This window comes from Micromonospora sp. BL4 (genome assembly GCF_003667505.1).
Taxonomy (GTDB): Bacteria; Actinomycetota; Actinomycetes; order Mycobacteriales; family Micromonosporaceae; genus Micromonospora.
The window spans coordinates 1-25,626 of record NZ_RCVJ01000192.1 but is presented as its reverse complement, the minus strand read 5'-3'; the positions used below and the strand labels follow the sequence as shown (position 1 = coordinate 25,626).

The 25,626-nt window shown below is 72.8% G+C and carries 27 protein-coding genes; 22 read left to right on the top strand and 5 right to left on the bottom strand.

The features are described from left to right. Positions 1-247 precede the first annotated feature (247 nt). The 11 genes from EAD89_RS25635 (at position 248) to argH (ending at position 11,983) form a co-directional block, all read left to right on the top strand. On the top strand, positions 248-1,459 hold the full coding sequence (locus EAD89_RS25635) for a nucleotide sugar dehydrogenase (RefSeq protein ID WP_121677499.1): 1,212 nt from the start codon (positions 248-250) through the stop codon (positions 1,457-1,459). A gap of 8 nt (positions 1,460-1,467) precedes the next feature. Further along, on the top strand, positions 1,468-2,250 hold the full coding sequence (locus EAD89_RS25630) for a glycosyltransferase family 2 protein (RefSeq protein WP_233579120.1): 783 nt from the start codon (positions 1,468-1,470) through the stop codon (positions 2,248-2,250). An 8-nt stretch (positions 2,251-2,258) separates the two neighbouring features. After that, entirely contained in the window at positions 2,259-3,284 is a 1,026-nt protein-coding gene (locus EAD89_RS25625) for an NAD(P)-dependent oxidoreductase (RefSeq protein ID WP_121677498.1), read from the top strand. 163 nt (positions 3,285-3,447) lie between these two features. Continuing rightward, entirely contained in the window at positions 3,448-4,449 is a 1,002-nt protein-coding gene (gene argC, locus EAD89_RS25620) for an N-acetyl-gamma-glutamyl-phosphate reductase (RefSeq protein WP_121677497.1), read from the top strand. Further along, a complete protein-coding gene (argJ, locus tag EAD89_RS25615; RefSeq protein ID WP_121677496.1) occupies positions 4,446-5,618 on the top strand; it encodes a bifunctional glutamate N-acetyltransferase/amino-acid acetyltransferase ArgJ in 1,173 nt (390 codons plus the stop codon). Before argC ends, argJ begins: the two co-directional genes overlap by 4 nt. Further along, a complete protein-coding gene (argB, locus tag EAD89_RS25610; RefSeq protein ID WP_121677495.1) occupies positions 5,615-6,502 on the top strand; it encodes an acetylglutamate kinase in 888 nt (295 codons plus the stop codon). The genes argJ and argB overlap by 4 nt, the downstream gene beginning before the upstream one ends. Further along, positions 6,499-7,782, top strand: coding sequence for an acetylornithine transaminase (locus EAD89_RS25605; RefSeq protein ID WP_233579118.1), 1,284 nt, complete (start codon positions 6,499-6,501; stop codon positions 7,780-7,782). The genes argB and EAD89_RS25605 overlap by 4 nt, the downstream gene beginning before the upstream one ends. Then, positions 7,779-8,723, top strand: a complete 945-nt coding sequence (gene argF / locus EAD89_RS25600; RefSeq protein WP_121677494.1) for an ornithine carbamoyltransferase — start codon at positions 7,779-7,781, stop codon at positions 8,721-8,723. Before EAD89_RS25605 ends, argF begins: the two co-directional genes overlap by 4 nt. Next, the gene (locus EAD89_RS25595; protein WP_121677493.1) at positions 8,720-9,235 is read left to right on the top strand and encodes an arginine repressor; all 516 of its coding nucleotides are present in this window, start codon (positions 8,720-8,722) and stop codon (positions 9,233-9,235) included. The genes argF and EAD89_RS25595 overlap by 4 nt, the downstream gene beginning before the upstream one ends. Continuing rightward, entirely contained in the window at positions 9,232-10,443 is a 1,212-nt protein-coding gene (locus tag EAD89_RS25590; RefSeq protein ID WP_121677492.1) for an argininosuccinate synthase, read from the top strand. Before EAD89_RS25595 ends, EAD89_RS25590 begins: the two co-directional genes overlap by 4 nt. Before the next feature lie 76 nt (positions 10,444-10,519). Next, entirely contained in the window at positions 10,520-11,983 is a 1,464-nt protein-coding gene (gene argH / locus EAD89_RS25585; RefSeq protein WP_121677530.1) for an argininosuccinate lyase, read from the top strand. Positions 11,984-12,029: 46 nt separating this feature from the next. On the opposite strand, the gene EAD89_RS25580 is transcribed toward argH, so the two are convergent. Together EAD89_RS25580 and EAD89_RS25575 are read right to left on the bottom strand one after the other, a co-directional pair. Next, positions 12,030-12,383: an MmcQ/YjbR family DNA-binding protein gene (locus EAD89_RS25580; RefSeq protein ID WP_121677491.1), complete on the bottom strand. Its 354-nt coding sequence runs from the start codon at positions 12,381-12,383 to the stop codon at positions 12,030-12,032. 100 nt (positions 12,384-12,483) lie between these two features. Then, entirely contained in the window at positions 12,484-12,909 is a 426-nt protein-coding gene (locus EAD89_RS25575) for a DNA-binding protein (RefSeq protein WP_121677490.1), read from the bottom strand. Positions 12,910-13,008: 99 nt separating this feature from the next. Between EAD89_RS25575 and EAD89_RS25570 the strand changes: the two genes are divergently transcribed. From EAD89_RS25570 to EAD89_RS25560, 3 genes are all read left to right on the top strand, one after another. After that, positions 13,009-13,656 (top strand): DNA-3-methyladenine glycosylase, encoded by a 648-nt coding sequence (locus EAD89_RS25570; RefSeq protein ID WP_121654254.1) that lies wholly within the window; start codon positions 13,009-13,011, stop codon positions 13,654-13,656. Between the two features lie 87 nt (positions 13,657-13,743). Beyond that, on the top strand, positions 13,744-14,829 hold the full coding sequence (locus tag EAD89_RS25565; protein ID WP_121654255.1) for an exo-alpha-sialidase: 1,086 nt from the start codon (positions 13,744-13,746) through the stop codon (positions 14,827-14,829). 1 nt (position 14,830) lies between these two features. Beyond that, positions 14,831-15,106 carry a ubiquitin-like small modifier protein 1 gene (locus EAD89_RS25560; RefSeq protein ID WP_121654256.1) on the top strand — a complete coding sequence of 92 codons (276 nt, stop codon included), beginning with the start codon at positions 14,831-14,833 and terminating at the stop codon, positions 15,104-15,106. Between the two features lie 16 nt (positions 15,107-15,122). On the opposite strand, the gene EAD89_RS25555 is transcribed toward EAD89_RS25560, so the two are convergent. Beyond that, positions 15,123-15,521, bottom strand: coding sequence for a DUF3224 domain-containing protein (locus EAD89_RS25555; protein WP_199733626.1), 399 nt, complete (start codon positions 15,519-15,521; stop codon positions 15,123-15,125). A 179-nt stretch (positions 15,522-15,700) separates the two neighbouring features. Here EAD89_RS25555 and EAD89_RS25550 point away from each other — a divergent pair, with 179 nt between their 5' ends. Both EAD89_RS25550 and EAD89_RS25545 read left to right on the top strand, forming a co-directional pair. Further along, positions 15,701-16,840 (top strand): LLM class flavin-dependent oxidoreductase, encoded by a 1,140-nt coding sequence (locus EAD89_RS25550; protein WP_121654258.1) that lies wholly within the window; start codon positions 15,701-15,703, stop codon positions 16,838-16,840. After that, the gene (locus EAD89_RS25545) at positions 16,837-17,529 is read left to right on the top strand and encodes an FMN reductase (RefSeq protein ID WP_121677488.1); all 693 of its coding nucleotides are present in this window, start codon (positions 16,837-16,839) and stop codon (positions 17,527-17,529) included. Before EAD89_RS25550 ends, EAD89_RS25545 begins: the two co-directional genes overlap by 4 nt. On the opposite strand, the gene EAD89_RS25540 is transcribed toward EAD89_RS25545, so the two are convergent. Beyond that, positions 17,462-18,340, bottom strand: a complete 879-nt coding sequence (locus tag EAD89_RS25540; protein WP_121677487.1) for a universal stress protein — start codon at positions 18,338-18,340, stop codon at positions 17,462-17,464. The two genes, EAD89_RS25545 and EAD89_RS25540, sit on opposite strands and share 68 nt — an antisense overlap. 140 nt (positions 18,341-18,480) lie before the next feature. On the opposite strand from EAD89_RS25540, the gene EAD89_RS25535 reads away from it, so the two are divergent. From EAD89_RS25535 to EAD89_RS25515, 5 genes are all read left to right on the top strand, one after another. After that, on the top strand, positions 18,481-18,993 hold the full coding sequence (locus EAD89_RS25535) for a helix-turn-helix transcriptional regulator (RefSeq protein ID WP_121677486.1): 513 nt from the start codon (positions 18,481-18,483) through the stop codon (positions 18,991-18,993). A 79-nt stretch (positions 18,994-19,072) separates the two neighbouring features. Continuing rightward, a complete protein-coding gene (locus tag EAD89_RS31170) occupies positions 19,073-20,545 on the top strand; it encodes a serine hydrolase (protein ID WP_121677485.1) in 1,473 nt (490 codons plus the stop codon). Between the two features lie 39 nt (positions 20,546-20,584). Continuing rightward, the gene (locus EAD89_RS25525) at positions 20,585-21,085 is read left to right on the top strand and encodes a GNAT family N-acetyltransferase (protein WP_121654263.1); all 501 of its coding nucleotides are present in this window, start codon (positions 20,585-20,587) and stop codon (positions 21,083-21,085) included. A 9-nt stretch (positions 21,086-21,094) separates the two neighbouring features. Beyond that, positions 21,095-21,736 carry a hypothetical protein gene (locus EAD89_RS25520; RefSeq protein WP_121654264.1) on the top strand — a complete coding sequence of 214 codons (642 nt, stop codon included), beginning with the start codon at positions 21,095-21,097 and terminating at the stop codon, positions 21,734-21,736. 124 nt (positions 21,737-21,860) lie between these two features. Continuing rightward, complete coding sequence (locus EAD89_RS25515; RefSeq protein ID WP_121677484.1) at positions 21,861-23,201, top strand: hemolysin family protein; 1,341 nt, start codon at positions 21,861-21,863, stop codon at positions 23,199-23,201. 42 nt (positions 23,202-23,243) lie between these two features. On the opposite strand, the gene EAD89_RS25510 is transcribed toward EAD89_RS25515, so the two are convergent. Continuing rightward, positions 23,244-23,651 (bottom strand): PaaI family thioesterase, encoded by a 408-nt coding sequence (locus EAD89_RS25510; protein ID WP_199723385.1) that lies wholly within the window; start codon positions 23,649-23,651, stop codon positions 23,244-23,246. A gap of 82 nt (positions 23,652-23,733) precedes the next feature. Between EAD89_RS25510 and tyrS the strand changes: the two genes are divergently transcribed. Continuing rightward, complete coding sequence (tyrS, locus tag EAD89_RS25505) at positions 23,734-25,026, top strand: tyrosine--tRNA ligase (RefSeq protein ID WP_121677483.1); 1,293 nt, start codon at positions 23,734-23,736, stop codon at positions 25,024-25,026. The last annotated feature ends 600 nt before the right edge of the window (positions 25,027-25,626 follow it).

Genomic DNA, 25,626 nt, shown 5'->3' with positions numbered 1-25,626 from the left:
CGGTGGTCGTCGCGCTCGCGGCGGCCACCGCCGGCTTTTGTGGGCCGGCGGCACCTGCGCGGGAACTCCTGAGGGGGCTCATGTCATCGCGCTGCGTCACCGGATCCGTTCGCCGCGTGCCCTATCGGCCGAAAGGGCACCGGCCTCGGCATGTTCGGTTACCCGCGAGTCACCTCTGAGCGGTTAGCCTGCTTGGATTCCGGCGACCACCGGAGGACACCCCCACCACCCCCATGGGAGTTGATCCATGTTCGAGGATCAGGCCGCGCAGGTCAGGACGGTCGACGTCTGCATCGTCGGTGGCTGCGGTCGGGTGGGTCTGCCGCTGGGCATCGCCTTCGCGGCCCGCGGCCTCTCCGTCGTGTTGTACGACATCAACGCCGACGCGGTGGCCACGGTGAACGCGGCCCGGCTCCCGTTCGCCGAGCCCGGCGCGGCGGAGCCGCTGGCGGAGGCGGTCGCCGCCGGGCGACTGCGGGCGACCACCGATCCGGCCAGCGTGGGTGGCTCCGAGCATCTCGTGGTGGTCGTCGGCACGCCGGTGGACGAGCACCTCAACCCGGACCTCGGCGCGGTGCCCCGGGCTCTGGAGCGGTGCGCCGAGCACCTGCGCGACGGGCAGCTCGTGGTGCTGCGCAGCACCGTCTACCCGGGAGTGACGGCGCTGACCGAGAAGCTGCTGGCCGGCAAGGGCATCCGGGCGGACGTGGCGTTCTGTCCGGAGCGGATCGCCGAGGGCCGGGCGATGACCGAGCTGTTCGCGCTGCCGCAGATCGTGGCGGCGCGGACGCCGGGGGCGCTGGCCCGGGCGGAGAAGCTCTTCCGGCATCTGACTGAGGAGATCGTGCCGCTCGAGCCGGAGGAGGCGGAGCTGGCGAAGTTGTTCACCAACACCTGGCGCTACATCAAGTTCGCCACCGCCAACCAGTTCTGGATGATGGCCAACGACTTCGGGCTCGACTTCGCCCGGATCCGGCACGCCGTGGCGTACGACTACCCGCGCGCGGCGGACCTGCCGATGCCGGGTTTCGCCGCCGGGCCGTGCCTGTTCAAGGACACCATGCAGCTGGCCGCGTTCAACCGCAACAACTTCGTGCTGGGCCACTCCGCCATGCTGATCAACGAGGGGTTGCCGCTGTACCTGGTGTCCCGGTTGGAGGACCGGTTCGACCTGTCCGAGATGACCGTCGGCATCCTCGGCATGGCGTTCAAGGGTGGCAGCGACGACCCGCGGGAGAGCCTGGCGTACAAGCTGCGCAAGATCCTTGCGTTGAAGACCCGCGAGACGCTCTGCACCGACCCGTACGTGGCCGACGAGCGCTTCGTCGATCTGGCCGAGGTGCTGCGCCGGGCCGACCTGCTGGTCATCGCGGCCCCGCATGAGCAGTACGCCCGGCTGGAGACCGACACCCCTCTGGTCGACATGTGGGGGCTGACCGGGCAGGGCGTGCGGGTATGACGCCCCGCGTGTCGGTCATCGTCCCGGTCTACAACGAGGGCGAGGCGATCGTCCGCTGCCTGGAGCGGATGCTGCGCGAGATGCTGCTCCCGGCCGAGGTGCTGATCGTGCACGACATGCCGGAGGACACCACCGTCCCGTACGCCGAGCAGATCGCGCGGCGCGATCCCCGGGTCCGGGCCGTGCTCAACACCTACGGTCGTGGGCCCGCGAACGCGATCCGGTTCGGCGTCGACGCGGCCCAGGCCCCCGTCGTGGTGGTCACCATGGCCGACGGCTGCGACGACCCGCGCCAGATCGACGAGCTGGCCCGGCTGGTGGACCGGGGCGTGGTGGTGGCCGCCGCCTCCCGGTACATGCCGGGCGGGCAGCAGGTGGGCGGGCCGAGGCTGAAGCGGATGATGTCCCGCTGGGCCGGGCGCAGCCTCTACACCTTCGCCCGGGTCGGCACCCGGGACGCCACCAACAGCTTCAAGGCGTACGACACGGCCTTCGTCCGGGAGGTGGGCATCGAGTCCCGGACCGGGTTCGAGATCGGCCTGGAGCTGACCGCGAAGGCCACCCGGCTGCGGCTCCCGGTGGCCGAGATCCCGACGATCTGGCTGGACCGGCCGCTGGGCGAGTCCCACTTCGACCTGGGCCGCTTCCTCCCCGGGTACCTGCGGTGGTACTTCTTCGCCTACGGTCGGCGGCTGGGCCGGGCGAGGTTCGCCGCGGGCACGGCGGCGGCGGCCGTGCCGGCGCCGCGCGACCCGCAGGACAACAGCACCGAGTACGAGAAAACCGCTTAGGAGCGCACGTGGCGAAGGTCCTGGTAACTGGTTCGGCCGGATTCATCGGTGGCTACCTCGTCGAGGAGCTGTTGGACCGGGGCCACGAGGTGGTGGGGGTCGACAACTTCTCCAAGTACGGGCCGGTGACCCACAGCTACGACGAGCATCCCCGCTACCGTTTCGTCGAGGGCGACGCCCGCGACGTCGACCTGCTCACCGATCTGCTGGACGGCTGCGACCACCTGGTGGCCGGGGCGGCGATGATCGGCGGCATCTCCTACTTCCACGCGTACGCCTACGACCTGCTGGCGACCAACGAGCGGATCATGGCGGCGACCTGCGACGCGGCGATCCGGGCGCACCGGGAGGGGCGGCTGGCCAAGGTCACCTACCTCTCCTCCTCGATGGTCTACGAGTCGACCGAGCAGTGGCCGAGCCGGGAGGGCGACGAGCGGCGCGTCCCACCGCCACTGTCGTCGTACGGGTTCCAGAAGCTGGCCGTGGAGTACTACGCCCGCGCCGCCTGGGAGCAGTACCAGGTGCCGTACACCATCGTCCGGCCGTTCAACTGCGTGGGCGTCGGCGAGGGGCGGGCGCTCGGCCAGGCCGAGGTGCTCTCGGGCAACGTGAAGCTGGCCATGTCGCACGTCGTTCCGGACCTGGTGCAGAAGATCGTCAAGGGGCAGGACCCGCTGCACATCCTGGGCGAGGGCAACCAGGTGCGGCACTACACGTACGGCGGCGACCTGGCCCGGGGGATCGCCACCGCGATCGAGCATCCGGCCGCGCGGAACGAGGACTTCAACCTGTCGACCGCGGAGTCGACCAGCGTGCTGGAGTTGGCCGAGCTGATCTGGCACAAGATCAAGGGGCCGGATGTGCCGTTCCGGTACGTCTGCGACGAGCCGTTCCGCTACGACGTGCAGAAGCGCGTGCCGGATGTCACCAAGGCCCGTGAGGTGCTCGGGTTCACCGCGACGACGTCGCTGGACGTGATGCTCGACGAGGTCGTCCCCTGGGTGAGTCGGGCCGTCGCGGAGGGCCGCCTCTGACCGTTCCATCCCGTTTTTCGCCGTTCCGGCCCGTGTCGCCCCGCGACCCGGGCCGGACGTGTGTCCGGCGACACCCGCATCATTCCCATGCAGTGGACTGTATGAACTTGCAGCGCCCCGATCATGGCGCTAACCTTCGTTGCATAGTCATGCGGAGGTGAGTATGGGAATCCGAGTCGCGGTCGCCGGAGCGAGCGGCTACGCCGGGGGCGAGCTGCTGCGCCTGGTCGCCGGGCACCCGGAGTTCGACCTGGTCGCCGCCACCGCCCACCGCCAGGCCGGGCACCGCGTCGACGTGGTGCACCCGCAGCTCACCGGGCTCGACCTGGTGTTCGGCGAGACCGACCCTTCGACGCTCACCGACGCGGACCTGGTCTTCCTGGCGGTGCCGCACGGCGAGTCGGCCGTGCTGGCCGCCCAGATCCCGCCGCACGTGCGGATCGTCGACCTGGGGGCGGACCACCGGCTCGCCGACCCGTACCACTGGGCCCAGTACTACGGCGGCCCGTACGCCGGCCAGTGGACCTACGGCCTGCCCGAGCTGCCCGGCCAGCGGGAGCTGATCGCCGGCTCGACCCGCGTGGCGAACACCGGCTGCTACGCGGCGGCGATCACCCTGGCGGTCGCGCCGCTGATCGCGGCCGGCGCGGCCAACCCCGCCGACGTGGTGGTGGTCGCCGCCTCCGGCACCTCCGGCGCCGGGCGGGCGGCCAAGCCGCACCTGCTGGCCAGCGAGGTGCTGGGGGACCTGTCGCCGTACCGGGTCGGCACCCACCAGCACGTGCCGGAGATCAAGCAGGCGTCCGGGGCGACCGGTCTGTCGTTCACCCCGGTCCTGGCGCCGATGCCGCGCGGCATCCTGGCCACGGTCACCGCGCTGCCGACGCACGGCGTCGACCCGCAGCACGTGCTGGCGCAGGCGTACGCGGACGACCCGTTCGTGCACGTGCTGCCCGAGGGCAGGTGGCCGCACACCGCGGCCACGCTGGGTTCGAACTCCTGCCACCTGCAGGCCACCGTCGACGTGGACTCCGGCCGCCTGATCGTGCTCAGCGCGCTGGACAACCTGGGCAAGGGCGCCGCCGGCCAGGCCGTCCAGAACGCCAACCTGATGCTCGGCCTGCCGGAGACCACCGGCCTGTCCGTCTGGGGGGTCAACCCGTGAGCGTCACCACCCCGCGGGGGTTCCGGGCGGCCGGGGTGGCTGCCGGCCTGAAGGCCAGTGGTGGCTCCGACGTCGCGCTGGTGGTCAACGACGGCCCGGACGCCGGCGTCGCCGCGGTGTTCACCAGCAACCGGATCAAGGCCGCGCCGGTGCTCTGGACGCAGCAGGTCGTGCGTGGCGGTGTGGTCCGCGCGGTGGTGCTCAACTCCGGCGGCGCCAACGCCTGCACCGGCCCGGCCGGGTTTCAGGACACCCACGCCACCGCCGAGCACACCGCCGCCGCGCTGACCTCGGTAAGCCCACGGCTGATCCTCGGCGCGGGTGAGGTGGCGGTCTGCTCCACCGGGCTGATCGGGGAGCGGCTGCCGATGCCGAAGCTGCTGCCCGGCGTCCGCTCGGCGATCCGGGGGCTGTCGCGGGACGGCGGCACGGCCGCCGCCGAGGCCATTCTGACCACGGACACCCGCTCGAAGACCACGGTGGCCCGGGGCAGCGGCTGGACCGTCGGCGGGATGGCCAAGGGCGCCGGGATGCTCGCGCCGGGGATGGCCACCATGCTCTGCGTGCTGACCACCGACGCGGTGGCCGGGCCGGCGACGTTGGACGAGGTGCTGCGCGCGGCCACCCGGGTCAGCTTCGACCGGGTGGACTCGGACGGCTGCATGTCGACCAACGACACCGTGCTGCTGCTGGCCAGCGGCGCGAGCGGCATCGAGCCGACGCCGGCCGAGCTGGCCGCCGCGGTCACCGCGGCCTGCCACGACCTGGCCCAGCAGTTGGTCGCCGACGCCGAGGGCGCCACCAAGCAGATCGCCATCGACGTGGTCGGCGCCGCCGACGAGGACGACGCGGTCGAGGTGGGCCGCTCGGTGGCCCGCAACAACCTGGTCAAGACCGCGCTGTTCGGCAACGACCCGAACTGGGGCCGGATCCTCGCCGCGGTGGGCACCACCTCCGCCGCGTTCGAGCCGGACGGCGTGGACGTGGCCGTCAACGGGGTGTGGGTGTGCCGGGGCGGCGGCGCCGCCGAGGACCGCTCGAAGGTCGACCTGACCGGGCGGGACGTGACCATCCGGATCGACCTGCACGCCGGTACGTCGGCCGCGACGATCTGGACCAACGACCTGTCCCACGCGTACGTGCACGAGAACTCGGCGTACTCCACATGAGCCTCAGCACCGACCTCACCCGCGCCCAGGTCAAGGCGGAGACGCTGATCGAGGCGCTGCCCTGGCTGGCCCGCTTCTCCGGCTCCACGGTCGTCGTCAAGTACGGCGGCAACGCCATGACCGACCCCGAGTTGCAGCGGGCGTTCGCCGCCGACATGGTCTTCCTGCGGTACGCCGGGCTCAAGCCGGTGGTGGTGCACGGCGGCGGTCCGCAGATCTCCGCCATGCTGGGCCGGCTCGGCATCGCCAGTGAGTTCCGCGGTGGCCTGCGGGTGACCACCGCCGAGGCGATGGACGTGGTCCGGATGGTGCTGGTCGGGCAGGTGGGCCGGGAACTCGTAGGGCTGATCAACTCGCACGGCCCCTTCGCCGTCGGCCTCTCCGGCGAGGACGCCCGGCTGTTCACCGCGGTGCGCCGCCCGGCGTACGTGGACGGGCTGCCGGTCGACGTCGGCCAGGTCGGCGACGTCGAGTCGGTGGACGTGTCGGCGGTGACCGACCTGATCGCGGCCGGCCGAATCCCGGTGATCTCCACGGTCGCGCCGGACGTCGACGGGGTGCTGCACAACCTCAACGCGGACACCGCCGCCGCCGCGCTGGCCGTCGCGTTGCGGGCCCGCAAGCTGGTCGTCCTCACCGACGTGGCCGGCCTGTACGCCGACTGGCCGGACACCACCAGCCTGGTCTCGGAGATCGCCGCCGACGACCTCGCCACGCTGCTGCCCAGCCTCCAGTCGGGGATGGTGCCGAAGATGGAGGCCTGCCTGCGGGCGGTGCGCGGGGGAGTCCCCGCCGCGCACGTCGTCGACGGTCGGGTGGCGCACTCCACGTTGCTCGAGGTGTTCACCTCGGAAGGGTTCGGAACGATGGTGATCGCGTCATGAGCGCACTGGTACAGCGCTGGAGCCAGTCCATGATGGACAACTACGGCACCCCGCCGATGGCGCTGGTCTCCGGCGCCGGCGCGGTGGTGGTCGACGACGCCGGCCGGGAGTACCTCGACCTGGTGGGCGGGATCGCGGTGAACGCCCTCGGCCACGCCCACCCGGCCGTGGTGGCCGCCGTCTCGAGGCAGGTCGCCACCCTCGGGCACGTCTCCAACCTCTACGTGGCCGAGCCGCCGGTCGCCCTCGCCGAGCTGCTGCTGGCGCTCGCCGGCCGGCCGGGCCGGGTCTTCTTCGCCAACTCCGGCGCGGAGGCGAACGAGGCGGCGTTCAAGCTCTCCCGGCGTACCGGCCGCAGCCACGTGGTGGCCACCCGGGGCGGTTTCCACGGCCGCACCATGGGCGCCCTCGCCTTGACCGGCCAGCCGGCCAAGGCCGACCCGTTCCGCCCGCTGCCCGGCGAGGTGACCCACGTCGACTACGGCGACGTCGCCGCCCTCGAGGCCACCGTCACCGACGCCACCGCCATGGTGGTCCTGGAGCCGATCCAGGGCGAGAACGGCGTGGTCGTGCCGCCGGCCGGATACCTCGCCGCCGCCCGACGGATCACGGCCGCGCACGGGGCGCTGCTCGTGCTCGACGAGGTGCAGACCGGCATCGGCCGCACCGGCCACTGGTTCGCCCACCAGGCCGAGGGCGTGGAGCCGGACGTGGTCACCCTGGCCAAGGGGCTGGGCGGCGGGCTGCCGATCGGCGCCACGCTGGCCTTCGGCCGGGCCGCCGACCTGCTCACCCCCGGCTCGCACGGCACCACCTTCGGCGGCAACCCGATCAGCTGCGCCGCCGCGCTCGCCGTGGTGGCGACCATCGCCAACGAGGGGCTGCTCGACCACGTCAAGCGGGTCGGCGAGCGGCTGCGCCACGGCATCGAGGCGCTGGACCACCCGCTGGTCGCCGGTGTGCGGGGCGCGGGTCTGCTGCTCGGCGTGGCGCTCACCGCCCCGGTGGCGCCGGTGCTCGCCGAGGCGCTGCGCGAGGCCGGTTTCCTGGTCAACCCGGTGCAGCCGGGCGTGGTCCGGCTGGCCCCGCCGCTGATCCTCACCACCGCCCAGGCGGACACTTTCCTCGCCGCTCTACCGGCCGCCCTGGACGCGGCCGCCCCGGCGGCCGCCGGCACCGATCGTGCAGGAACGGCGCCGCACCAGGGGCCGGCATCCTCCACGATCTCGACGCCGACCACGACGGCCACCGCCACGACCACGACGGGGACGACCGCATGAGCCGGCACTTTCTGCGCGACGACGATCTCTCACCCGCCGAGCAGACCACGGTGCTCGACCTGGCGGCGCGGATGAAGGCCGACCGGTTCGGCCACCGGCCGCTGTCCGGGCCGCGCTCGGTGGCGGTGCTCTTCGACAAGCAGAGCCTGCGCACCAGGATCTCGTTCGACGCCGGGATCGCCGAGCTGGGCGGGCACCCCCTCGTCGTGGACACCCAGGTCACCCACTTCGGCCGGGGCGAGTCGCTGGCCGATGCCGGGCGGGTGCTGTCCCGCTACGTCGCGGCCATCGTCCTGCGCACCCACGGCGACGACCGGATCGCCGAGGTGGCGGCCGGCGCGAGCGTGCCGGTGATCAACGCGCTCACCGACGGCTTCCACCCCTGCCAACTGCTGGCCGACCTGCTCACCGTCCGCGAGCGGTGCGGCGGCACGGCCGGCCGCACCCTGACCTACGTGGGGGACGGCGCGAACAACATGGCCCAGTCGTACCTGCTGGCCGGGGCCACGGCCGGGATGCACGTACGGGTCGCCGGGCCGGCCGGCTTCGCACCGGACCCGACCGTGCTGAGCCGAGCGGCGGAGATCGCCGCCGGCACCGGCGGGTCGGTGCGGGTCCTGACCGATCCGGGTCAGGCGGTACGCGACGCCGACGTGGTGGCCACCGACACCTGGACGTCGATGGGGCAGGAGGACGACGGGCTGGACCGGATCACCCCGTTCCTGCCGTACCAGGTCAACAAGGAGCTGCTCGGCCAGGCCGCGCCGGACGCGATCGTGCTGCACTGCCTGCCCGCGCACCGCGGCGAGGAGATCACCGACGAGGTGCTCGACGGCCCGCAGAGCGCGGTCTTCGACCAGGCGGAGAACCGGCTGCACGCCCAGAAGGCGCTGCTGACGTTCCTGGTGGGCGCCGGAGCCGGAACGGGGGAGTCCCGATGACCGCCCCGCTGACCCGCGCCGCGCGGCACGCCCGGATCGTGGAGCTGATCCGTGACAAGGCCGTCCGCTCGCAGACCGAACTGGCCGACCTGCTCGCCGCCGACGGCGTCGGAGTCACCCAGGCCACCCTTTCGCGGGATCTGGAGGAGCTCGGCGCGGTCAAGGTGCGCGGCGGCGACGGGCCGGCGATCTACCTGATCCCCGAGGACGGCCACCGGCCGCTGCGCGACGCCGAGGCGGCCCCCGCGCGGCTGGTGCGGCTGCTGCGTGAGCTGCTCAACGGGGTCGACTCCAGCGGCAACATCGCCGTGCTGCGTACCCCGCCGGGCGCAGCCCAATACCTGGCCAGCGCGTTGGACCGAGCGGGCCTGCCCGAGGTCGTCGGCACCATCGCCGGCGACGACACCATCCTCGTCGTGGCCCGTGAGGCCGTCGGCGGGGCCGCACTCGGCGACAAGCTCGCCGGCTGGGCCCGCGGGGAAGACAACGTTGAAGGGAGCACCACACCATGACCGAGCGGGTCGTTCTGGCGTACTCCGGAGGGCTGGACACCTCCGTCGCCATTCCCTACCTGGCCGAGCAGACCGGCGCCGAGGTGATCGCGGTGGCGGTCGACGTCGGGCAGGGCGGCGAGGACCTCGACGCCATCCGGCAGCGGGCGCTGGACTGCGGCGCCGCCGAGTCCGAGCTGGTCGACGCGCGCGACGAGTTCGCCGCCGACTACTGCCTGCCGGCCATCCGGGCGAACGCCCTCTACATGGACCGCTACCCGCTGGTCTCGGCGCTGTCCCGGCCGCTGATCGTCAAGCACCTGGTGGCCGCGGCCCGTAAGCACGGCGGGACGATCGTCTCGCACGGCTGCACCGGCAAGGGCAACGACCAGGTCCGGTTCGAGGTCGGCCTGAACGCGCTCGCCCCCGACCTGAAGATCATCGCGCCGGCCCGGGACTACGCCTGGACGCGGGACAAGGCGATCGCGTTCGCCGAGGAGAAGGGGCTGCCGATCGACGTGTCGGCCAAGTCGCCGTACTCCATCGACCAGAACCTGTGGGGCCGCGCGGTGGAGACCGGCTTCCTGGAGGACATCTGGAACGCCCCGATCGAGGACCTGTACTCGTACACCTCCGACCCGGCGCAGGACCGCGACGCCGACGAGGTCGTGATCACCTTCGACGCCGGCGTGCCGGTGGCCATCGACGGTGAGACGGTCACGCCGTACCAGGCGATCCTGGAGCTGAACCGGCGCGCCGGCGCGCAGGGCGTGGGCCGCCTCGACATGGTCGAGGACCGGCTGGTCGGCATCAAGAGCCGCGAGGTGTACGAGGCGCCCGGCGCGATCGCGCTGATCACCGCCCACCAGGAGCTGGAGGCGGTCACCGTCGAGCGGGACCTGGCCCGGTTCAAGAAGAGCGTCGACCAGCGCTGGGGTGAGCTGGTCTACGACGGCCTGTGGTTCTCGCCGCTGAAGGACTCGCTGGACGCCTTCATCGACGACGCGCAGCGGCACGTGAGCGGCGAGGTGCGGATGACCCTGCACGGCGGCCGGGCGACCGTCACCGGTCGGCGCTCCGAGGCGAGCCTCTACGACTTCGGGATGGCCACCTACGACACCGGCGACACCTTCGACCAGTCGCTCGCGAAGGGTTTCGTGCAGCTGTGGGGTCTGCCGAGCCGGATGGCCGCCGCGCGCAACGCCCGGCTGGGCAGCTCCGGCCAGTGATCCGTGCGAGCGCGAGGAGTGAGCGAGCGCGGCGAGTGAGCCCCGCAGTCGCGAGCGAAGGGCAAGCAGAGCAATGATGGGCGGCGTGGACGACAAGAGCCTGACCGAGAACAGCGCCGCCACCAACCGGACGAGCCTGTGGGGTGGCCGGTTCGCCGGCGGCCCCGCCGAGGCGCTCGCCCGGCTGTCGGTGAGCGTGCAGTTCGACTGGCGCCTGGCCCCGTACGACATCGCCGGTTCCCGGGCGCACGCCCGGGTCCTGGCGGGTGCCGGCCTGCTCGACCCGGAGGAGCTGGGGCGGATCCTGGCGGCCCTGGACGACCTGGAGGCCGCCTGCGCCTCCGGGGCGTTCCGCCCCACGGTCGACGACGAGGACGTGCACACGGCGCTGGAACGCGGGCTGCTCGAGCGGCTGGGCAGCCTCGGCGGCAAGCTGCGCGCCGGCCGGTCCCGCAACGACCAGGTCGCCACGGACCTGCGGCTCTACCTGCGCGACCACGCCCGGGGTGTGGCCAGCCGGGTGGTGGAGCTGGCCGAGGCGCTGGTCGAGCAGGCCGAGCGGCACGTCGACACCGCCGCCCCCGGGATGACCCACCTTCAGCACGCCCAGCCGGTCACCTTCGGGCACTGGCTGCTCGCCCACGTGCAGCCGCTGCTGCGCGACCTGGAGCGGCTGCGCGACTGGGACCACCGCGCGGCGATCAGCCCGCTCGGCGCGGGCGCGCTGGCCGGGTCCGGCCTGCCGCTGGACCCGGTGGCGGTGGCGAAGGAGCTGGGTTTCCGCACGTCGTTCGCCAACTCGATGGACGCGGTCGCCGACCGGGACTTCGTCGCCGAGTTCCTCTTCACCACCGCGATGATCGGGGTGCACCTGTCCCGGCTCGGCGAGGAGGTGGTGCTCTGGACCTCGCACGAGTTCGGCTGGGTGGAGCTGGACGACGCGTTCGCCACCGGCTCGTCGATCATGCCGCAGAAGAAGAACGCGGACATCGCCGAGCTGGCCCGGGGCAAGTCCGGCCGGCTGGTCGGTGGGCTGATGACGGTGCTGACCATGCTCAAGGGCCTGCCGATGACCTACGACCGGGACATGCAGGAGGACAAGGAGCCGGCCTTCGACGCCGTCGACACCCTGGAGCTGCTGCTCCCGGCCCTGGCCGGAATGATCTCCACGATGACGGTCCGCGTGGACCGTCTGGTGGCCGCCGCGCCGGTCGGCTTCTCGCTGGCCACCGAGGTGGCCGACTGGCTCGTCCGGAAGGGCGTGCCGTTCCGTGACGCGCACGAGATCACCGGCCGCCTGGTGGCGCTCTGCGCGGCCCGGGACTGCGAGCTGGACGAGGTCTCCGACGCCGATCTGGCCGCGGTCAGCGAGCACCTCGACCCGTCGGTGCGCAAGGTGCTCTCGGTCCGTTCGGCGCTCGCGGCCCGGACCACCCCCGGCTCGACCGGCCCCGGGCCGGTCGCCGACCAGCTCGCCGCCGCCGCGGACCGGCTGGCCGGCTGGCGGGAGTGGGCCACCGAGCGGGTCGTCCCGCGCTGACGTCGCCGTGGCGCCGGAGCTGTCCGCTTCCGGCGCCGCGGTCGGTTCAGGCCGTCGGGCGCTCCCGCTTCGGGAGCTTGGCCACCACCATGTCGTACGACGCGTCGACGGCCTCGGACAGCTCGTCGGCGTCGATCCCGCCGTCCAGGCGCAGCGTGTTCCACCCGGACCGGCCGATGTAGGCCATCACCCTGGCGTCGTCGGGGTGCCGGTGCAGCCACTCGTCTGCCACCTCGCGGGTCGGCCCGCACTTCAGGCCGATCGTCGGGGTTCCGTCGCCGTTGCCGAGGAAGGCGAAGATCCGGCTGCCCACCTTCACCACCTCGTCGCCCTCCCACGGCCGGTCCAGCCACGCCCCCGGCTTGGCCAGGCAGTACGCCAGCATCTCCGCGCGCTCCATGGGTGCCTCCCGGAATCGTCGTGCGCACAGTCTGCCCGCCCGGCCGCTGGTCGGCGCGCGCCGTGCCGGTCGGGTCGCCACCCTCTGCACCGGTGGCGGGTCAGCCGCTCTGCTCGGCGGAGCGGGCGGCGACCCGCTCGTAGCGCTGCCGGGCGGCCTGCGCGCTGCCCAGGCCCAGCCCGTACGCGATGGCCTGCCAGGTCAGCCCCCGGTCGCGGGCCAGCGTCAACAGCCCCGCCTCCAGGGCGTCCAGCTCGGCGCGGACGTGCGGGAGCAGGGTCAGCGCGGCGGTGAGGTCGGCGCCGTCGACCGGCTCCTCGGTGGGCTCCCGTTCGGCCCCGCCCGCGGCCAGCGCGGTGACCAGGGCCACCGCTTCCCATGGGTCCAGCACGTACGGGTGGGCCCAGCGTCCCCGCCGGGCCTCGGTGCCGGCGTGCCGCTCGCTGATCCGTTGCAGCGCGTCGTGCGTGCGGTGGGCGCGCGCCCGGGCCGGGCTCGGCGCGGTGAACTGGTCGTCGGTCGTCATGCTCCGATCACAACCCATCAACTTCCTGTTGTCAACAGAATGTTGAAACGCCGAGGGTTGCGGCGATGGTCGGCGGGACGGGCTGGGTACCGTCGGGTCATGGATCTGCTGCCCGGTGACCACCACGCCGACGCCGACGCCGGCCTGGCGACGCTGGCGGACCTGCTCGCCGGCCCGCTGCTGCCGGCCGCGCGTGGGCTGCTCGGCTGCCTGCTGCACGCCGGCGGGGTGACCGTCCGGATCACCGAGGTCGAGGCGTACGCCGGCACGGCCGGAGATCCCGCCTCGCACGCGCACCGGGGGCGCACCCCGCGCAACGCCGTGATGTTCGGGCCGGCCGGGCACACCTACGTCTACTTCACCTACGGCATGCACTGGTGCATGAACGTGGTCACCGGAGTCGAGGGGGAGGCCGCCGCGGTGCTGCTACGCGCCGGTGCGGTGGTCGACGGGCTGGCCACGGCACGCGCCCGCCGACCTGCCGTACGCCGGGACGTCGATCTGGCCCGGGGGCCGGCTCGGCTCTGCGCCACGCTCGGCATCGACCGCGCCGCGTACGGCGGATACCTGCTCGGCGACGGGCCGGTCCGGTTGCGCCCCGCGGCGTCGCCGGTGCCCCCACAGGCGGTGGTCGCCGGTCCACGGGTCGGCGTGACCGGAGCCCACGACCTGCCGTGGCGGTTCTGGCTCGACGGCGATCCGACGGTCAGCGCGTACCGCCGGCACGTGCCCCGCGCCCGGCGCTGAGCGCCGGCGCGGCGTGTGGCCTGGCGAATGTGTCGGGGGGTGTGGCCATAATCACCGCACCTGCTCGCCGACGGACCGGAGGACGTCATGGCAACGCTGCTCGCGATCGGCACGGCCAAGGGGTTGTTTCTCGCCACCAGCGCCGATGACCGGCGCACGTGGGAGATCACCGGCCCGCACTTCCCGATGACCGGCGTCTACGCGGTCGCGGTCGACACCCGCCGCCCCACCCCGCGGCTGCTGGCCGGGGTGACCAGCTCACACTTCGGGCCCAGCGTCGCCACCAGCGACGACCTCGGCGCCACCTGGGACGAGCCCGACGTGGCCCCGGTCGCCTTCCCGGCCGACACCGACGCGACCCTCGGGCGGGTCTGGCAGCTGATGCCGGCCGGCCCCGACGAGCCGGACGTGGTCTGGGCCGGCACCGAGCCCTCGGCGCTGTTCCGGTCCACCGACGGCGGCCGCAGCTTCGAGCTGGTCCGTTCACTCTGGGACCACCCGCACCGCCCCGAGTGGGGCGCCGGGTTCGGCGGCCAGGCCGTGCACACCGTGCTGCCCCACCCGCGTGACCCGGCCCGGCTGCTGGTCGCCATGTCCACCGGCGGGGTCTACCGCTCGGAGGACGCCGGGGCGAGCTGGGCGCCGGGCAACACCGGCATCCGCGCCTACTTCATGCCCAACGAGTGGCCGGAGTTCGGCCAGTGCGTCCACAAGGTCGCCCGGGACGCCGGCAACCCCGAGCGGCTGTACGCGCAGAACCACCACGGCGTCTACCGCTCCGACGACGACGGCCGCACCTGGTCCTCGATCGCCGACGGGCTGCCCAGCGACTTCGGCTTCGCGATGGTGTCCCACCCCGGGCGTGGCGGGACGGTGTGGACGTTCCCGCTGGTGGCCGACAGCGAGCGCTTCCCCACCGACCACCGTTGCCGGGTCTTCCGCTCCGGGGACGCCGGCGGCAAGTGGGAGCCGCTGTCGGTGGGGCTGCCCGAGGGCCCGTTCTACCCGGCGGTGCTGCGCGACGCGATGTGCGCCGACGACTCCTCCCCGGGCGGGGTCTACTTCGGCACCCGCTCGGGCGAGGTCTACGCCAGCCGCGACGAGGGCGACTCCTGGTCGCTGGTGGCGGCGCACCTGCCCGACGTGCTCTGCGTCCGGGCCGCGGCGGTGTGACATGGTCACTGTGCTGCTGCCCGGCCCGCTGCGCGGCGAGGCCGGCGGCGCCAGCCGGTTGAGCGTGGCCGCCGCCGGGACGCTGCGGGCGGTCCTCGACGAGCTGGCCGCCGGCCATCCGCGGCTGGCTCGGCGGATTCGCGACGAGCGTGGTGAGCTGCGCCGCTACGTCAACGTCTACGTCGACGGGGAGGATTGCCGGCACTCCGGCGGGCTGGCCACGCCGGTCGGCGACGACGCCGAGGTGCAGGTGCTGCCCTCGGTCGCGGGCGGCTGAGCCGTCCGGGCGGCGGTCAGGGCAGGTCGTAGTCCAGCAGGTAGGCGTGGCCGCCGTCCGGGCCACCGATGATCTGCCCGCCGCCGCGTAGGCCGCGCAGCTCGCCGGTGCCCGAATCCGGCACCACCGTCCAGGCCAGGGCCGAGCCGTCGCCGTCGCTGCCCGCGGTGTGGTGCAGCACGAAGCTGCCGACCCGTCCGGCGAGCGAGCCGGTGAACCGCTCGAAGCCCACGTACGCCGCCGACGTCTCCACGGGCGTGCGGCACATCAGGATGCGCGTGAGGCTGGTGCCGGCCAGGTCGCCGGAGAACGTCTTGCTGATCCGGGCCTCGGCCAGCGTGGTGCCCTCAGCCTCGTCGTACGGCTCCTGGTCCCAGGTGTCCAGCGTGAAGGTGCCTTCGGCGCGATGGGTCATGTCCGTCATCCTGTCCCAGCGGAACTGACATCTTCCGTCAGGTTCGCCGGGCGAGTCCGGCAATGCGTGATCCACGCCATCGGCAGGGTATCTGCCGATGAAATATTTGACGCGTCAAATAGGTTGAGCGGTGCGTCCGGGTACCACGACGGATCCGGCAGACACGCGAGGAGCTGGTCATGCAGTTCGGAGTCTTCACCGTCGGCGACGTCACGGTCGACCCGACCACCGGTCGGGAGCCGTCCGAGCATGAGCGGATCAAGGCGATGGTCGCCATCGCGTTGAAGGCCGAAGAGGTCGGTCTGGACGTCTTCGCCACGGGCGAGCACCACAACCCGCCGTTCGTGCCCTCGTCGCCGACCACCATGCTCGGTCACATCGCGGCGCGTACCGAGCGGCTGCTGCTGTCCACCGCGACCACGCTGATCACCACCAACGACCCGGTGAAGATCGCCGAGGACTACGCGATGCTCCAGCACCTCGCCGACGGCCGGGTGGACCTGATGATGGGCCGCGGCAACACCGGCCCGGTCTACCCGTGGTTCGGCAAGGACATCCGCGCCGGCATCCCCCTGGCGATCGAGAACTACGACCTGCTGCGCCGGTTGTGGCGCGAGGACGTCGTCGACTGGAAGGGCAAGTACCGCACCCCGTTGCAGTCGTTCACCTCGACGCCGCGCCCGCTCGACGGCGTACCCCCGTTCGTCTGGCACGGCTCCATCCGCAGCCCGGAGATCGCCGAGCAGGCCGCGTACTACGGCGACGGCTTCTTCGCCAACCACATCTTCTGGCCCAAGGAGCACACCCAGCGGATGATCGAGCTCTACCGCCAGCGGTACGCGCACTACGGCCACGGCTCGGCCGACCAGGCCATCGTCGGCCTCGGCGGGCAGGTGTTCATGCGGCGCAACTCGCAGGACGCGGTCCGAGAGTTCCGGCCGTACTTCGACAACGCCCCGGTCTACGGGCACGGGCCGTCGCTGGAGGAGTTCACCCGGGAGACCCCGCTGACCGTGGGCAGTCCGCAGCAGGTCATCGACCGCACCCTGAGCTTCCGCGACTACGTCGGTGACTACCAGCGGCAGCTGTTCCTGATGGACCACGCCGGGCTGCCGCTGAAGACGGTGCTGGAGCAGCTCGACCTGCTCGGCGAGGAGGTCGTGCCGGTGCTGCGCAAGGAGTTCGCCGCGCTGCGCCCGGCGCACGTGCCGGAGGCGCCGACGCACGCCTCGCTGCTCGCCGCGGCGGGTGGCGCCAAGGACAGCACCGTGCACGCCGTCGACGACGTGACGGGTAAGGCGCCGGAGGTGGCCCGATGACCCGCCGTACCCTCGCGGTGATCTCGGCCGGCCTCAGTCAGCCGTCGTCCACCCGGCTGCTCGCCGACCAGCTCGCCGAGGCGACCCGCGACGAGCTGGTCCGGCGGGGCGCCGAGGTGGAACTGCGCGTCGTCGACCTGCGTGAGTACGCCCACGACGTGGTGAACAACCTGCTCACCGGGTTCGCGCCGGCCGCGCTGCGTGAGGTGCTGGACTCGGTGACCGGGGCGGACGGGATCATCGCCGTCACCCCGATCTTCAGCGCCTCCTACAACGGGCTGTTCAAGTCCTTCTTCGACGTGCTGGACGCCGAGTCGCTGATCGACCGGCCGGTGTTGATCGCGGCCACCGGCGGCACCGCCCGGCACTCGTTGGCGCTGGAGCACGCCGTCCGCCCGATGTTCAGCTACCTGCGCGCGGTCGTGGTCCCCACCGCGGTCTTCGCCGCTCCGGAGGACTGGTCCGGTGGCACCGCCGACGGCGCGCTGCGGGGCCGGATCAGGCGCGCGGCCGGGGAGTTGGCCGACCAGATCGACCGTCGGCTGCCGGCCACCGGCCCGGCCGACCCGTTCGCTCTCACCACCGACTTCCTGCAGATGCTCGGCCGGGACGACGTCCCGGTCACCCCCGGTCGTACGGGTGCGCCACCAGCACCGGGCAGTGCGCGTGCTGGATCACCGCCTGGCTGACCGAGCCGAGCAGCAGTCCGGTGAATCCGTGCCGGCCCCGGGTGCCCACGACCAGCAGCGACGCGGTGCCGCTCGCCTCGATGAGCCCCCGGGCCGGGCCGTCCGCACGGACCGGATGTTCCCGCACCAGCAGGCCGGGATGCTCCTCCCGGACGGCGGTGGAGGCGTCGGCCAGCAGTCGTACCGCCTCGGCCTGGTACGCGGCCTGTGCCTCCTCCACCTCCTCCGGCACCGGCCGGTCGCCGTCCACCGGGCCGACATGCACGAGCACCAGCGGGACGTCGCGGCGCGCCGCCTCGTCGGCGCCGTACGTGACGGCGAGCCGGGACGACTCCGAGCCGTCCACGCCGACCAGCACCGGCGCGTCCACCGGGATCGGCTGCTCGTCCGGGCGTACCAGCAGCACCGGGCAGTGCGCGTGCGCGGCCACCTGCGTGCCGACCGATCCGAGGAGCAGGCCGGCGAAGCCGCCCAGTCCTCGACTGCCCACCACGACGAGTTCGGCGTGGCGGGACTCCTCGACCATCGTCGCGCCGGGGCCGCCGGCGATCTGGCGCACCTCGACGGTGAGGCCGGGCCAGCGGTCGACCAGGTCGGCCGCCGTGCGCTCCAACATCTTCTGCGCCTCCTCGGTGGGCGCCGGCACCCCGAGGTCGTACGGGTTGAGCGGCACGCCGTAGCCGAGCGGGTGCAGGTAGCCGTGCACCAGGAGCAGCGGCCGGGTCCGGAGCAGGGCGGCGCGGGCCGCGTGCTCCGCGGCGACGAGGCTGGACGGCGATCCGTCCACACCCACCACGACGGGTCGGTTCATCGGATCTCCCTCGGTCGGTCAGGTCATTGTCGACGTACCCGGCGGGCAACGCCGGTATTTGCCCCGGCCCGGACGCGCTGGCGGCGGCTCGCCCGCACCTCCGGTTGCACGAAAGTACGTATGTTCGTAGTATCGACCTCATGGGAACTGTCGAGGAGCGGCTGGCCGCGCTGGAAACACAGGTCGCCGCGTTGACCGAGCGCCTGGCGGCGTCGCCGCCGACGGCGGACACACCGCCCGCGCTCGCCGGCACGTTCTGGGCCCTGGACGGCCTCAAGCAGCGACTGCCGTCCGACGGAGCGGGCGCCGTGCTCTACACCGGCACCGTCCGGGTCGCCGACCAGCACTACGACTGGCAGTACGGGCGCGGCGTCGACGAACTGCTCGCCGACGACTGGGCCGAGCTGGCCGCCACCCTGTCCGCGCTGGCCCACCCGGTGCGCCTGCGGCTGCTGCGCGAGGTCCTCGGCGGCCGGCAGACGACCGCCGCGCTGGCCGACATCGAAGAGCTGGGCACCACCGGTCAGCTCCACCACCACCTGCGCCAGATCGCCGCCGCCGGCTGGCTGCGCAGCGCCGGCCGGGGCCGGTACGCCGTCCCCGCCGAACGCGTGGTGCCACTGCTGGCCATCCTCGCCGCCGCCGGTCGCTGACCACCGGCCCCGCCATCGTCGAAGCCGTCCGCCCAGCCACCCCCACGGCGGACACCCCTCGCCCGACGAAAGGAAGACCATGCGTAGAACGACCGCGATCGCACTCCTCGTCGCGCTCCTCGCCGGCCTCGTCGGGATCGTGCTGATGCCCCGCGTACCCCGCCTCGGCCCGCAGGTCACCGGGGACCCCGACCTGGCCGGCACCGTCCGGGCGGCGGTGCCCGACCCGAAGGGACACCGCGGGCTCGCCGTCGCCCTGGTCGAGAACGGCCGGACCCGCGTCGCCGGCCTGGGCGACCGGGACGGCGCCGGGCGGCCCGTCGAGCCCGGCACCCCCTTCGAGATCGGCTCGGTCCCCAAGACGTTCACCGGCATGCTCCTGGCCGACCAGGTCGCCGCCGGTGTCGTCGGCCCCGACGACCGGCTCGGCGCCACCTGGCCCGCCGTCACCGGCCCCGCCCGCGATGTCACCCTCGCGGAGCTGGCCAGTCACCGCGCCGGCCTGCCGAGGCTGGCCCCCGGCTCGCCGCTGGGCTGGGCGCGCATCCTCTGGTCCAACGTCTCCGGCGGCGACCCCTACGCCGGGCAGGACGTCGACAGCGTCCGGACCGCCGCCGACCGGGTCACCCCCGGCGACGGACGCGGTTCGGTGCACTACTCCAACCTCGGGCCGTCCGTGCTCGGCCAGGCGCTGGCCGCGAAGGCCGGCGTCGCGTACCCCGATCTGCTGCAGGCGCGGCTGCTCCGGCCGCTCGGCATGACCGCGACCGTCGTCGCCACCGGGTCCGGCGACCTACCCGCCGACCGCGCGCAGGGCAGTCGCGCCAGCGGGCGCGCCCTCGACCCCTGGCTGGGACCCGGCTACGCCCCGGCCGGCATCGGCGTCTGGTCCACCGCCGAGGACCTGGCCCGGCTGGTGGCAGCTACCGCCGGCGGCACCGCGCCCGGCGCCGACGCCGCCACCGCCCGCTACCGCGAGAACGCGGACACCCGCATCGGGTACGGCTGGTTCACCACCCGCCACGGCGACCGCGAGATCGTCTGGCACAACGGCGCGGCCGGCGGGTTCCGGTCCTACGTCGGCTTCGAGCCGGCCACCGGCAGGGCGGTGGTGGTGCTCGGCAACACCGACAAGGGCGTCGAGCCCATCGGGCTGCGGCTGCTCGGAGTGCCGAAGGAGAAGGCCGGCGAGGCCGCGCCGGTGACGCCGTGGTGGATCGGCGCCGGTCTCGCGGTGGCGTTCACCTTCCTCGGTGGGCTCGCCCTGCTCGGCACCGTCCGCCGCCCCAACCTGGACCGGGTGACCCTGGTGTCCGCGGCGGTGTGGGCGTTCGCCTACCTGGGGCTCGGGCACCGCCTGGGCGACTGGTCGATGGTCCCGGCCTGGCTCTGGCCCGTCGGCGCGGGCCTGTCGGCGGCGGGGGTGGCTCTGGCGGTGATCCGCTGGCCCACCCTGCCCGCGGTCGACGCGGCGGTGCCGTGGCGTCGGATGCTGTCGGTCGCGAGCTCCCTGGCCGCGGCCGCGGTGGCGGTCGCGGCGGTCGCCGCCTGAGGTTGCGTACCGTCCTCGGCCGCTGCGTACCCTCGTCGAATGACCCCCGACGTGCAGCTGCGCCCGGTCCGCGAGGACGACCTCGTCGAGTTCTTCCTGCACCAGCAGGATCCGGAGGCCAACCGGATGGCCGCGTTCGGCCCCGCCGACCCGTCCGACCACCGCGAGTTCGCCCGGCACTGGGCTCGGGTGCTCACCGACCCGGCGAACCTGGTCCGCACCGTCGAGGTCGACGGCGAGGTGGTCGGCCACGTCACCGCCTTCCCGGTCGGCGACCGCACCGAGGTCAGCTACTGGATCGATCCGGCCCGCTGGGGGCGCGGTCACGCCACCGCCGCTCTGGCCGCTCTCCTGCGCGAGCTGCCCCGGCCGGTGCACGCCCGCGCCGCCAAGGACAACGCCGCGTCCCTCGCGGTGCTCGCCAAGTGCGGCTTCGTGGTGGTCGGCGAGGACTCGGGGTACGCCAACGGCCGCGGCACCGAGGTCGAGGAGTGGCTGCTGGAGCTGCCCGCCGACGGCTCTGACCAGGGTGAGCACTAGTCTCGCGGGGTGAACTGGTTGGATCTGGTCGGCTGGGCCGGCTCCGCGGTACTGGTCTGGTCGCTGCTGCAGTCGCGCATCCTGCGGCTGCGCGCGCTCAACCTCATCGGCTGCCTCGTGCTGATCGGCTACAACGCCGCAATCGAGGTCTGGCCCATGGTCGGGCTCAACATCGTGCTCGCCGTGATCAACATCTGGTACCTGCGCGGCATGCTCGCCACCCGGCACGACGAGCAGACCTACCAGGTGGTCGAGGTCGGCGTCGGCGACCAGTTCCTGGCGCACACGCTGCGGGTGCACGCGGCCGACATCACCCGCTTCAATCCCGGCTTCCACTGGGACCCTGCCGACGCGGAACGCTCCGCGTTCCTGGTGGTCAAGGCCGACGAGGTGGTCGGGGTGGTGCTCTCGCACGCCGAGGCGCCCGGGGTCGCCCAGATCGACCTGGACTACGTGACCCCGAAGTTCCGCGACTTCACGCCCGGCGAGTTCGTCTACCGGCGCAGCCGCCTCTTCACCGAACGCGGTTTCCACCGGGTGGTCAGCCCTCCCGGGATGGTCGCCCCCTACTACCACCGCCTCGGTTTCCGCGCCGAGGGCGACTCGTACGTCCTGGACCTGCCCGCGCCATCGGGGGCCGAATCGGCCTAGCGTCGCCGGGGCAGGATTCGGCAGCCGACGCACGGGGCACAGACACGCGTACGCCGGGCGGGGCCGCCGACCGGTGGGCGCCGCGCACCGGCCGGCGCCACCACGACGAGGGAGCGATCCAGGCGTGCAGAGCTACGGGAGCCAACTGGCTCTGGTCGGGGTCCTGGTCGTCATCAACGCGATCTTCGCGGGCAGTGAGATGGCGTTGGTGTCGCTGCGGGACAGCCAGATCCAGCGGTTGGAGCGCACCAGCCGGGCCGGTCGGGTGCTGGCTCGACTGGCCAAGGATCCGAACCGATTCCTGGCCACCATTCAGATCGGCATCACCCTGGCCGGCTTCCTGGCCTCCGCCGCCGCGGCGGTCTCGCTCGCCAAGCCCCTCGTGCCGCTGCTCGGGGTGTTCGGAGGCGCCGCCGAGACGGTGGCGATCGTGGCGGTCACCCTCGCGCTGACCTTCGTCACCCTGGTCTTCGGCGAGCTGGCCCCCAAGCGGATCGCCATGCAGTCCGCCGAACGGTGGGCGCTGCTGGTGGCCCGCCCGCTCGACCTGCTCGCTTCCGTAACCCGACCGGCCGTCTGGGCGCTCGGCGCCACCAGCGACCTCGTGGTCCGGCTGGTCGGGCTCAACCCGAAGCACGAGCCGGAGGAGATCGGCCCGGACGAGCTGCGCGACATCGTCGCCGGCAACCACGGCTTCACCAAGGAGCAGCGCACCATAATCGCCGGCGCCGTGGAGATCGCCGACCGGCGGTTGCGGGCGGTCCTCGTACCCCGGTTGCGGGTCTTCACGCTCGACAGCGGGACCACCGCGGAGTCCGCGCGGCTGGTGCTGGCCGCCACCGGGCACTCCCGGGCGCCGGTGGTGCGCCACGGCGGCCTGGACGACACGCTTGGCGTGATCCACCTGCGCGACCTGGTGGGCGTGCCGGACGACCGGCCGGTCGACGAGATCGCCCGCCCTCCGATGCTGCTGCCCGACTCGCTGCCGGTGGTGGACGCCCTGCGCCAGTTCAAGGCCGAACGCCAGCACATCGCTCTGGTGGTGGACGAGCGCGGCGCCGTCGACGGCATCGTCACGCTGGAGGACATCCTGGAGGAGATCGTCGGGGAGATCTACGACGAGACCGACCGGGACGGCTACTCGGTGCGCCGCGACCCCGACGGCGCGCTGCTGCTGCCCGGCACCTTCCCGGTGCACGACCTGCCGGACATCGGCGTCGAGCTGCCGTCGCGGCCCGACGGCGACTACACCACCGTCGCCGGGCTGGTGCTGGCCCGCCTCGGCCACATCCCGACCGTCGCGGGGGAGGACGTCACCCTGGACGGCTGGACGCTGGTGGTCGCGGGCATCGACCACCGGGCGATCACCGAGGTACGGCTGAGCCGGGTCCCCGACGAGGCGGACGCCGAGCAGGACACCGACCAGGAGACCGAGCCGGTGCTGCTGGACGAGGCCCGCAGCTGACCGTGCGTGCCGGGGCCCGCCGCCGCGCGGGGGCGTGCCGGGTCAGGCGGGGGAAAGGTTTTGCAACCGGACCTGACCGCGGGCGACCAACCGCCGGTCGGCGTCGGTGATCTCTACCTGCCAGAGCTGCTGGCTGCGGCCCCGGTGCACCGGCGTGCCGACCGCCGTCAGCTCGCCGTCGCGGACCGCCCGCAGGAAGTCGGTCTGATTGCTGACGCCGACCACGGTGCCCCGGTCGCCCAGCCACAGCGAGCCTCCCACGCTGGCGGCGGTCTCCACCACCGAGCAGTACACCCCGCCGTGCTGGATGCCGAACGGCTGGTGCAACTCGGGTCGGACGCGCCAGCTGAGAACGACCCGGTCGGCGGTGGCCTCCTCGAACTTCAGGCCGAGCAGGGCGACGAAACCACCCGTCAGGTCCGGCATCTCCACGACAAAACCCTCCTCGATCAACAAGCCGCAAGCCTAGCCGGGGCGGCTCGCGCCAAACCCGGTACGGGTCGGTACCGCCGATGGGGGAGAATTAGCGACCGTGACCGACAGCAGCCCCCCGCCGCCCGGGCGGGACTCCCTGACCGACGACCTGCTCTGGCGTGGCCTGATCCAGGACTCGACCGGCCTCGACGAGCTGCGCGAGCTGCTCGACGGCGGGGCCGCCGCCACCTACTACGTGGGCTTCGACCCCACCGCGCCGAGCCTGCACGTCGGCCACCTCATGCAGGTCACCATGGCCCGCCGGCTGCAGCTCGCCGGCCACCGCCCGCTGCTGCTGGTCGGCGGGGCGACCGGGCAGATCGGTGACCCGAAGGAGAGCGCCGAGCGCACCCTCAACCCGCCCGAGGTGATCGTCCGCTGGGTTGAGCGGATCCGTGAGCAGCTGGCGCCGTTCGTGTCGTACACCGGCGACCACGCGGCGCGACTGGTCAACAACCTGGACTGGACCGGCGAGATGTCGGTGGTCGAGTTCCTGCGCGACGTGGGCAAGCACTTCCCGGTGAACAAGATGCTGGCGCGCGAGGTGGTGCGGGCCCGGTTGGAGACGGGGATCAGCTTCACCGAGTTCAGCTACCAGCTGCTGCAGGCCAACGACTTCTTCGAGCTGCACCGCCGGCACGGCTGTCAGCTCCAGTTCGGCGGTTCCGACCAGTGGGGCAACATCACCGCCGGCGTCGACTACGTACGGCGGCGCGGCGCGGGGCCGGTGCAGGCGTTCACCACGCCTCTGGTGACCAAGGCCGACGGCACGAAGTTCGGCAAGACCGAGGGCGGCGCCGTCTGGCTCGACCCCATGATGACCAGCCCGTACGCGTTCTACCAGTTCTGGCTGAACGTCGACGACCGGGAGGTCGACCGCTACCTGCGGTACTTCAGCTTCCGGTCCCGGGACGAGCTGGAGGAGCTGGCGAAGGCCACCGCCGAACGACCGGCGGCCCGACTGGCGCAGCGGGCGCTCGCCGAGGAGCTGACCACCCTGGTGCACGGCCCGGAGGAGACCGGGCAGGCCATCGCCGCCAGCCAGGCGTTGTTCGGTCGGGGCTCACTGGACGACCTGTCCCCGGAGACGCTGCGTGCGGCGCTGACCGAGGCCGGCCTGGTGCAGCTCGCCGGCGAGCTGCCGGACGTGGCGGGCCTGCTGCGCGACTCCGGGCTGGTGCCCAGCCTCAAGGAGGCCCGTCGGGTGATCGCCGAGGGCGGCGCCTACGTCAACAACAACCGGGTGACCGAAGTGGACGCTTCGGTGTCACCGGAGGACCTGCTGCACGGCCGGTACCTGGTGCTGCGCCGCGGCAAGCGCTCCTTCGCGGGCGTTGAGCTGGCCGGATAGTCGCCTGTCGACGGTGTGACGGGGGACGCGTCCGGCGGATTTGACGATCATCCCGCCGGACGCGTAACTTTCTCTCTGCCAGCGCGGAACGGACGAAACAGGCGAAAGCCTGCAGCGGCCGGAGCGCGGGAATGACCGCCGGGCCGGAGGGGTTACACCTTCAGTCCCGGTACCGGGAGGGGCCCCAGACTCGCCGCGAGGCGGATTTGGTGAGGCGGAACCGACCGGGTAAGGTTGACGACCGGCAGGGCACCGGGCGAGTTCGCGGGAAACCGCGGCGGCCGGCCTGTCGAATCCATGACGAGAGCGGCGCAAGCCGGTCGAGACATGGTGCCCGCAGCACGGAAAGACGCACGACGGGCCGCGAAAACAGCGGTTTGACACGGCGAAAACCGGCGGGTAACGTAGTAAAAGTGCCTGACGCCGGAAAGCGTCGGGGACGCGAACGGAAAGCCCCGAGATGGGGTCCCACTGGTGGGGCTTTTGATCGGTGTGTGGTTGTTCTTTGAGAACTCAACAGGGTGCTTGATAAGCCAGTGCCAATTATGATTTATACCCCGGACTGGTCGGGCTTTATGTCTGGCTGGTTGGGATTCCTTT

Excerpts from the sequence above, each read along its gene's own strand:
- EAD89_RS25635 (WP_121677499.1), top strand. The coding sequence starts at position 248 with ATGTTCGAGGATCAGGCCGCGCAGGTCAGGACGGTCGACGTCTGCATC.
- argC (WP_121677497.1), top strand. The coding sequence starts at position 3,448 with ATGGGAATCCGAGTCGCGGTCGCCGGAGCGAGCGGCTACGCCGGGGGC.
- argB (WP_121677495.1), top strand. The coding sequence starts at position 5,615 with ATGAGCCTCAGCACCGACCTCACCCGCGCCCAGGTCAAGGCGGAGACG.
- EAD89_RS25605 (WP_233579118.1), top strand. The coding sequence starts at position 6,499 with ATGAGCGCACTGGTACAGCGCTGGAGCCAGTCCATGATGGACAACTAC.
- argF (WP_121677494.1), top strand. The coding sequence starts at position 7,779 with ATGAGCCGGCACTTTCTGCGCGACGACGATCTCTCACCCGCCGAGCAG.
- EAD89_RS25595 (WP_121677493.1), top strand. The coding sequence starts at position 8,720 with ATGACCGCCCCGCTGACCCGCGCCGCGCGGCACGCCCGGATCGTGGAG.
- EAD89_RS25590 (WP_121677492.1), top strand. The coding sequence starts at position 9,232 with ATGACCGAGCGGGTCGTTCTGGCGTACTCCGGAGGGCTGGACACCTCC.
- argH (WP_121677530.1), top strand. The coding sequence starts at position 10,520 with ATGGGCGGCGTGGACGACAAGAGCCTGACCGAGAACAGCGCCGCCACC.
- EAD89_RS25580 (WP_121677491.1), bottom strand. The coding sequence starts at position 12,383 with ATGGAGCGCGCGGAGATGCTGGCGTACTGCCTGGCCAAGCCGGGGGCG.
- EAD89_RS25575 (WP_121677490.1), bottom strand. The coding sequence starts at position 12,909 with ATGACGACCGACGACCAGTTCACCGCGCCGAGCCCGGCCCGGGCGCGC.
- EAD89_RS25570 (WP_121654254.1), top strand. The coding sequence starts at position 13,009 with ATGGATCTGCTGCCCGGTGACCACCACGCCGACGCCGACGCCGGCCTG.
- EAD89_RS25565 (WP_121654255.1), top strand. The coding sequence starts at position 13,744 with ATGGCAACGCTGCTCGCGATCGGCACGGCCAAGGGGTTGTTTCTCGCC.
- EAD89_RS25560 (WP_121654256.1), top strand. The coding sequence starts at position 14,831 with ATGGTCACTGTGCTGCTGCCCGGCCCGCTGCGCGGCGAGGCCGGCGGC.
- EAD89_RS25555 (WP_199733626.1), bottom strand. The coding sequence starts at position 15,521 with ATGACCCATCGCGCCGAAGGCACCTTCACGCTGGACACCTGGGACCAG.
- EAD89_RS25550 (WP_121654258.1), top strand. The coding sequence starts at position 15,701 with ATGCAGTTCGGAGTCTTCACCGTCGGCGACGTCACGGTCGACCCGACC.
- EAD89_RS25545 (WP_121677488.1), top strand. The coding sequence starts at position 16,837 with ATGACCCGCCGTACCCTCGCGGTGATCTCGGCCGGCCTCAGTCAGCCG.
- EAD89_RS25540 (WP_121677487.1), bottom strand. The coding sequence starts at position 18,340 with ATGAACCGACCCGTCGTGGTGGGTGTGGACGGATCGCCGTCCAGCCTC.
- EAD89_RS25535 (WP_121677486.1), top strand. The coding sequence starts at position 18,481 with ATGGGAACTGTCGAGGAGCGGCTGGCCGCGCTGGAAACACAGGTCGCC.
- EAD89_RS31170 (WP_121677485.1), top strand. The coding sequence starts at position 19,073 with ATGCGTAGAACGACCGCGATCGCACTCCTCGTCGCGCTCCTCGCCGGC.
- EAD89_RS25525 (WP_121654263.1), top strand. The coding sequence starts at position 20,585 with ATGACCCCCGACGTGCAGCTGCGCCCGGTCCGCGAGGACGACCTCGTC.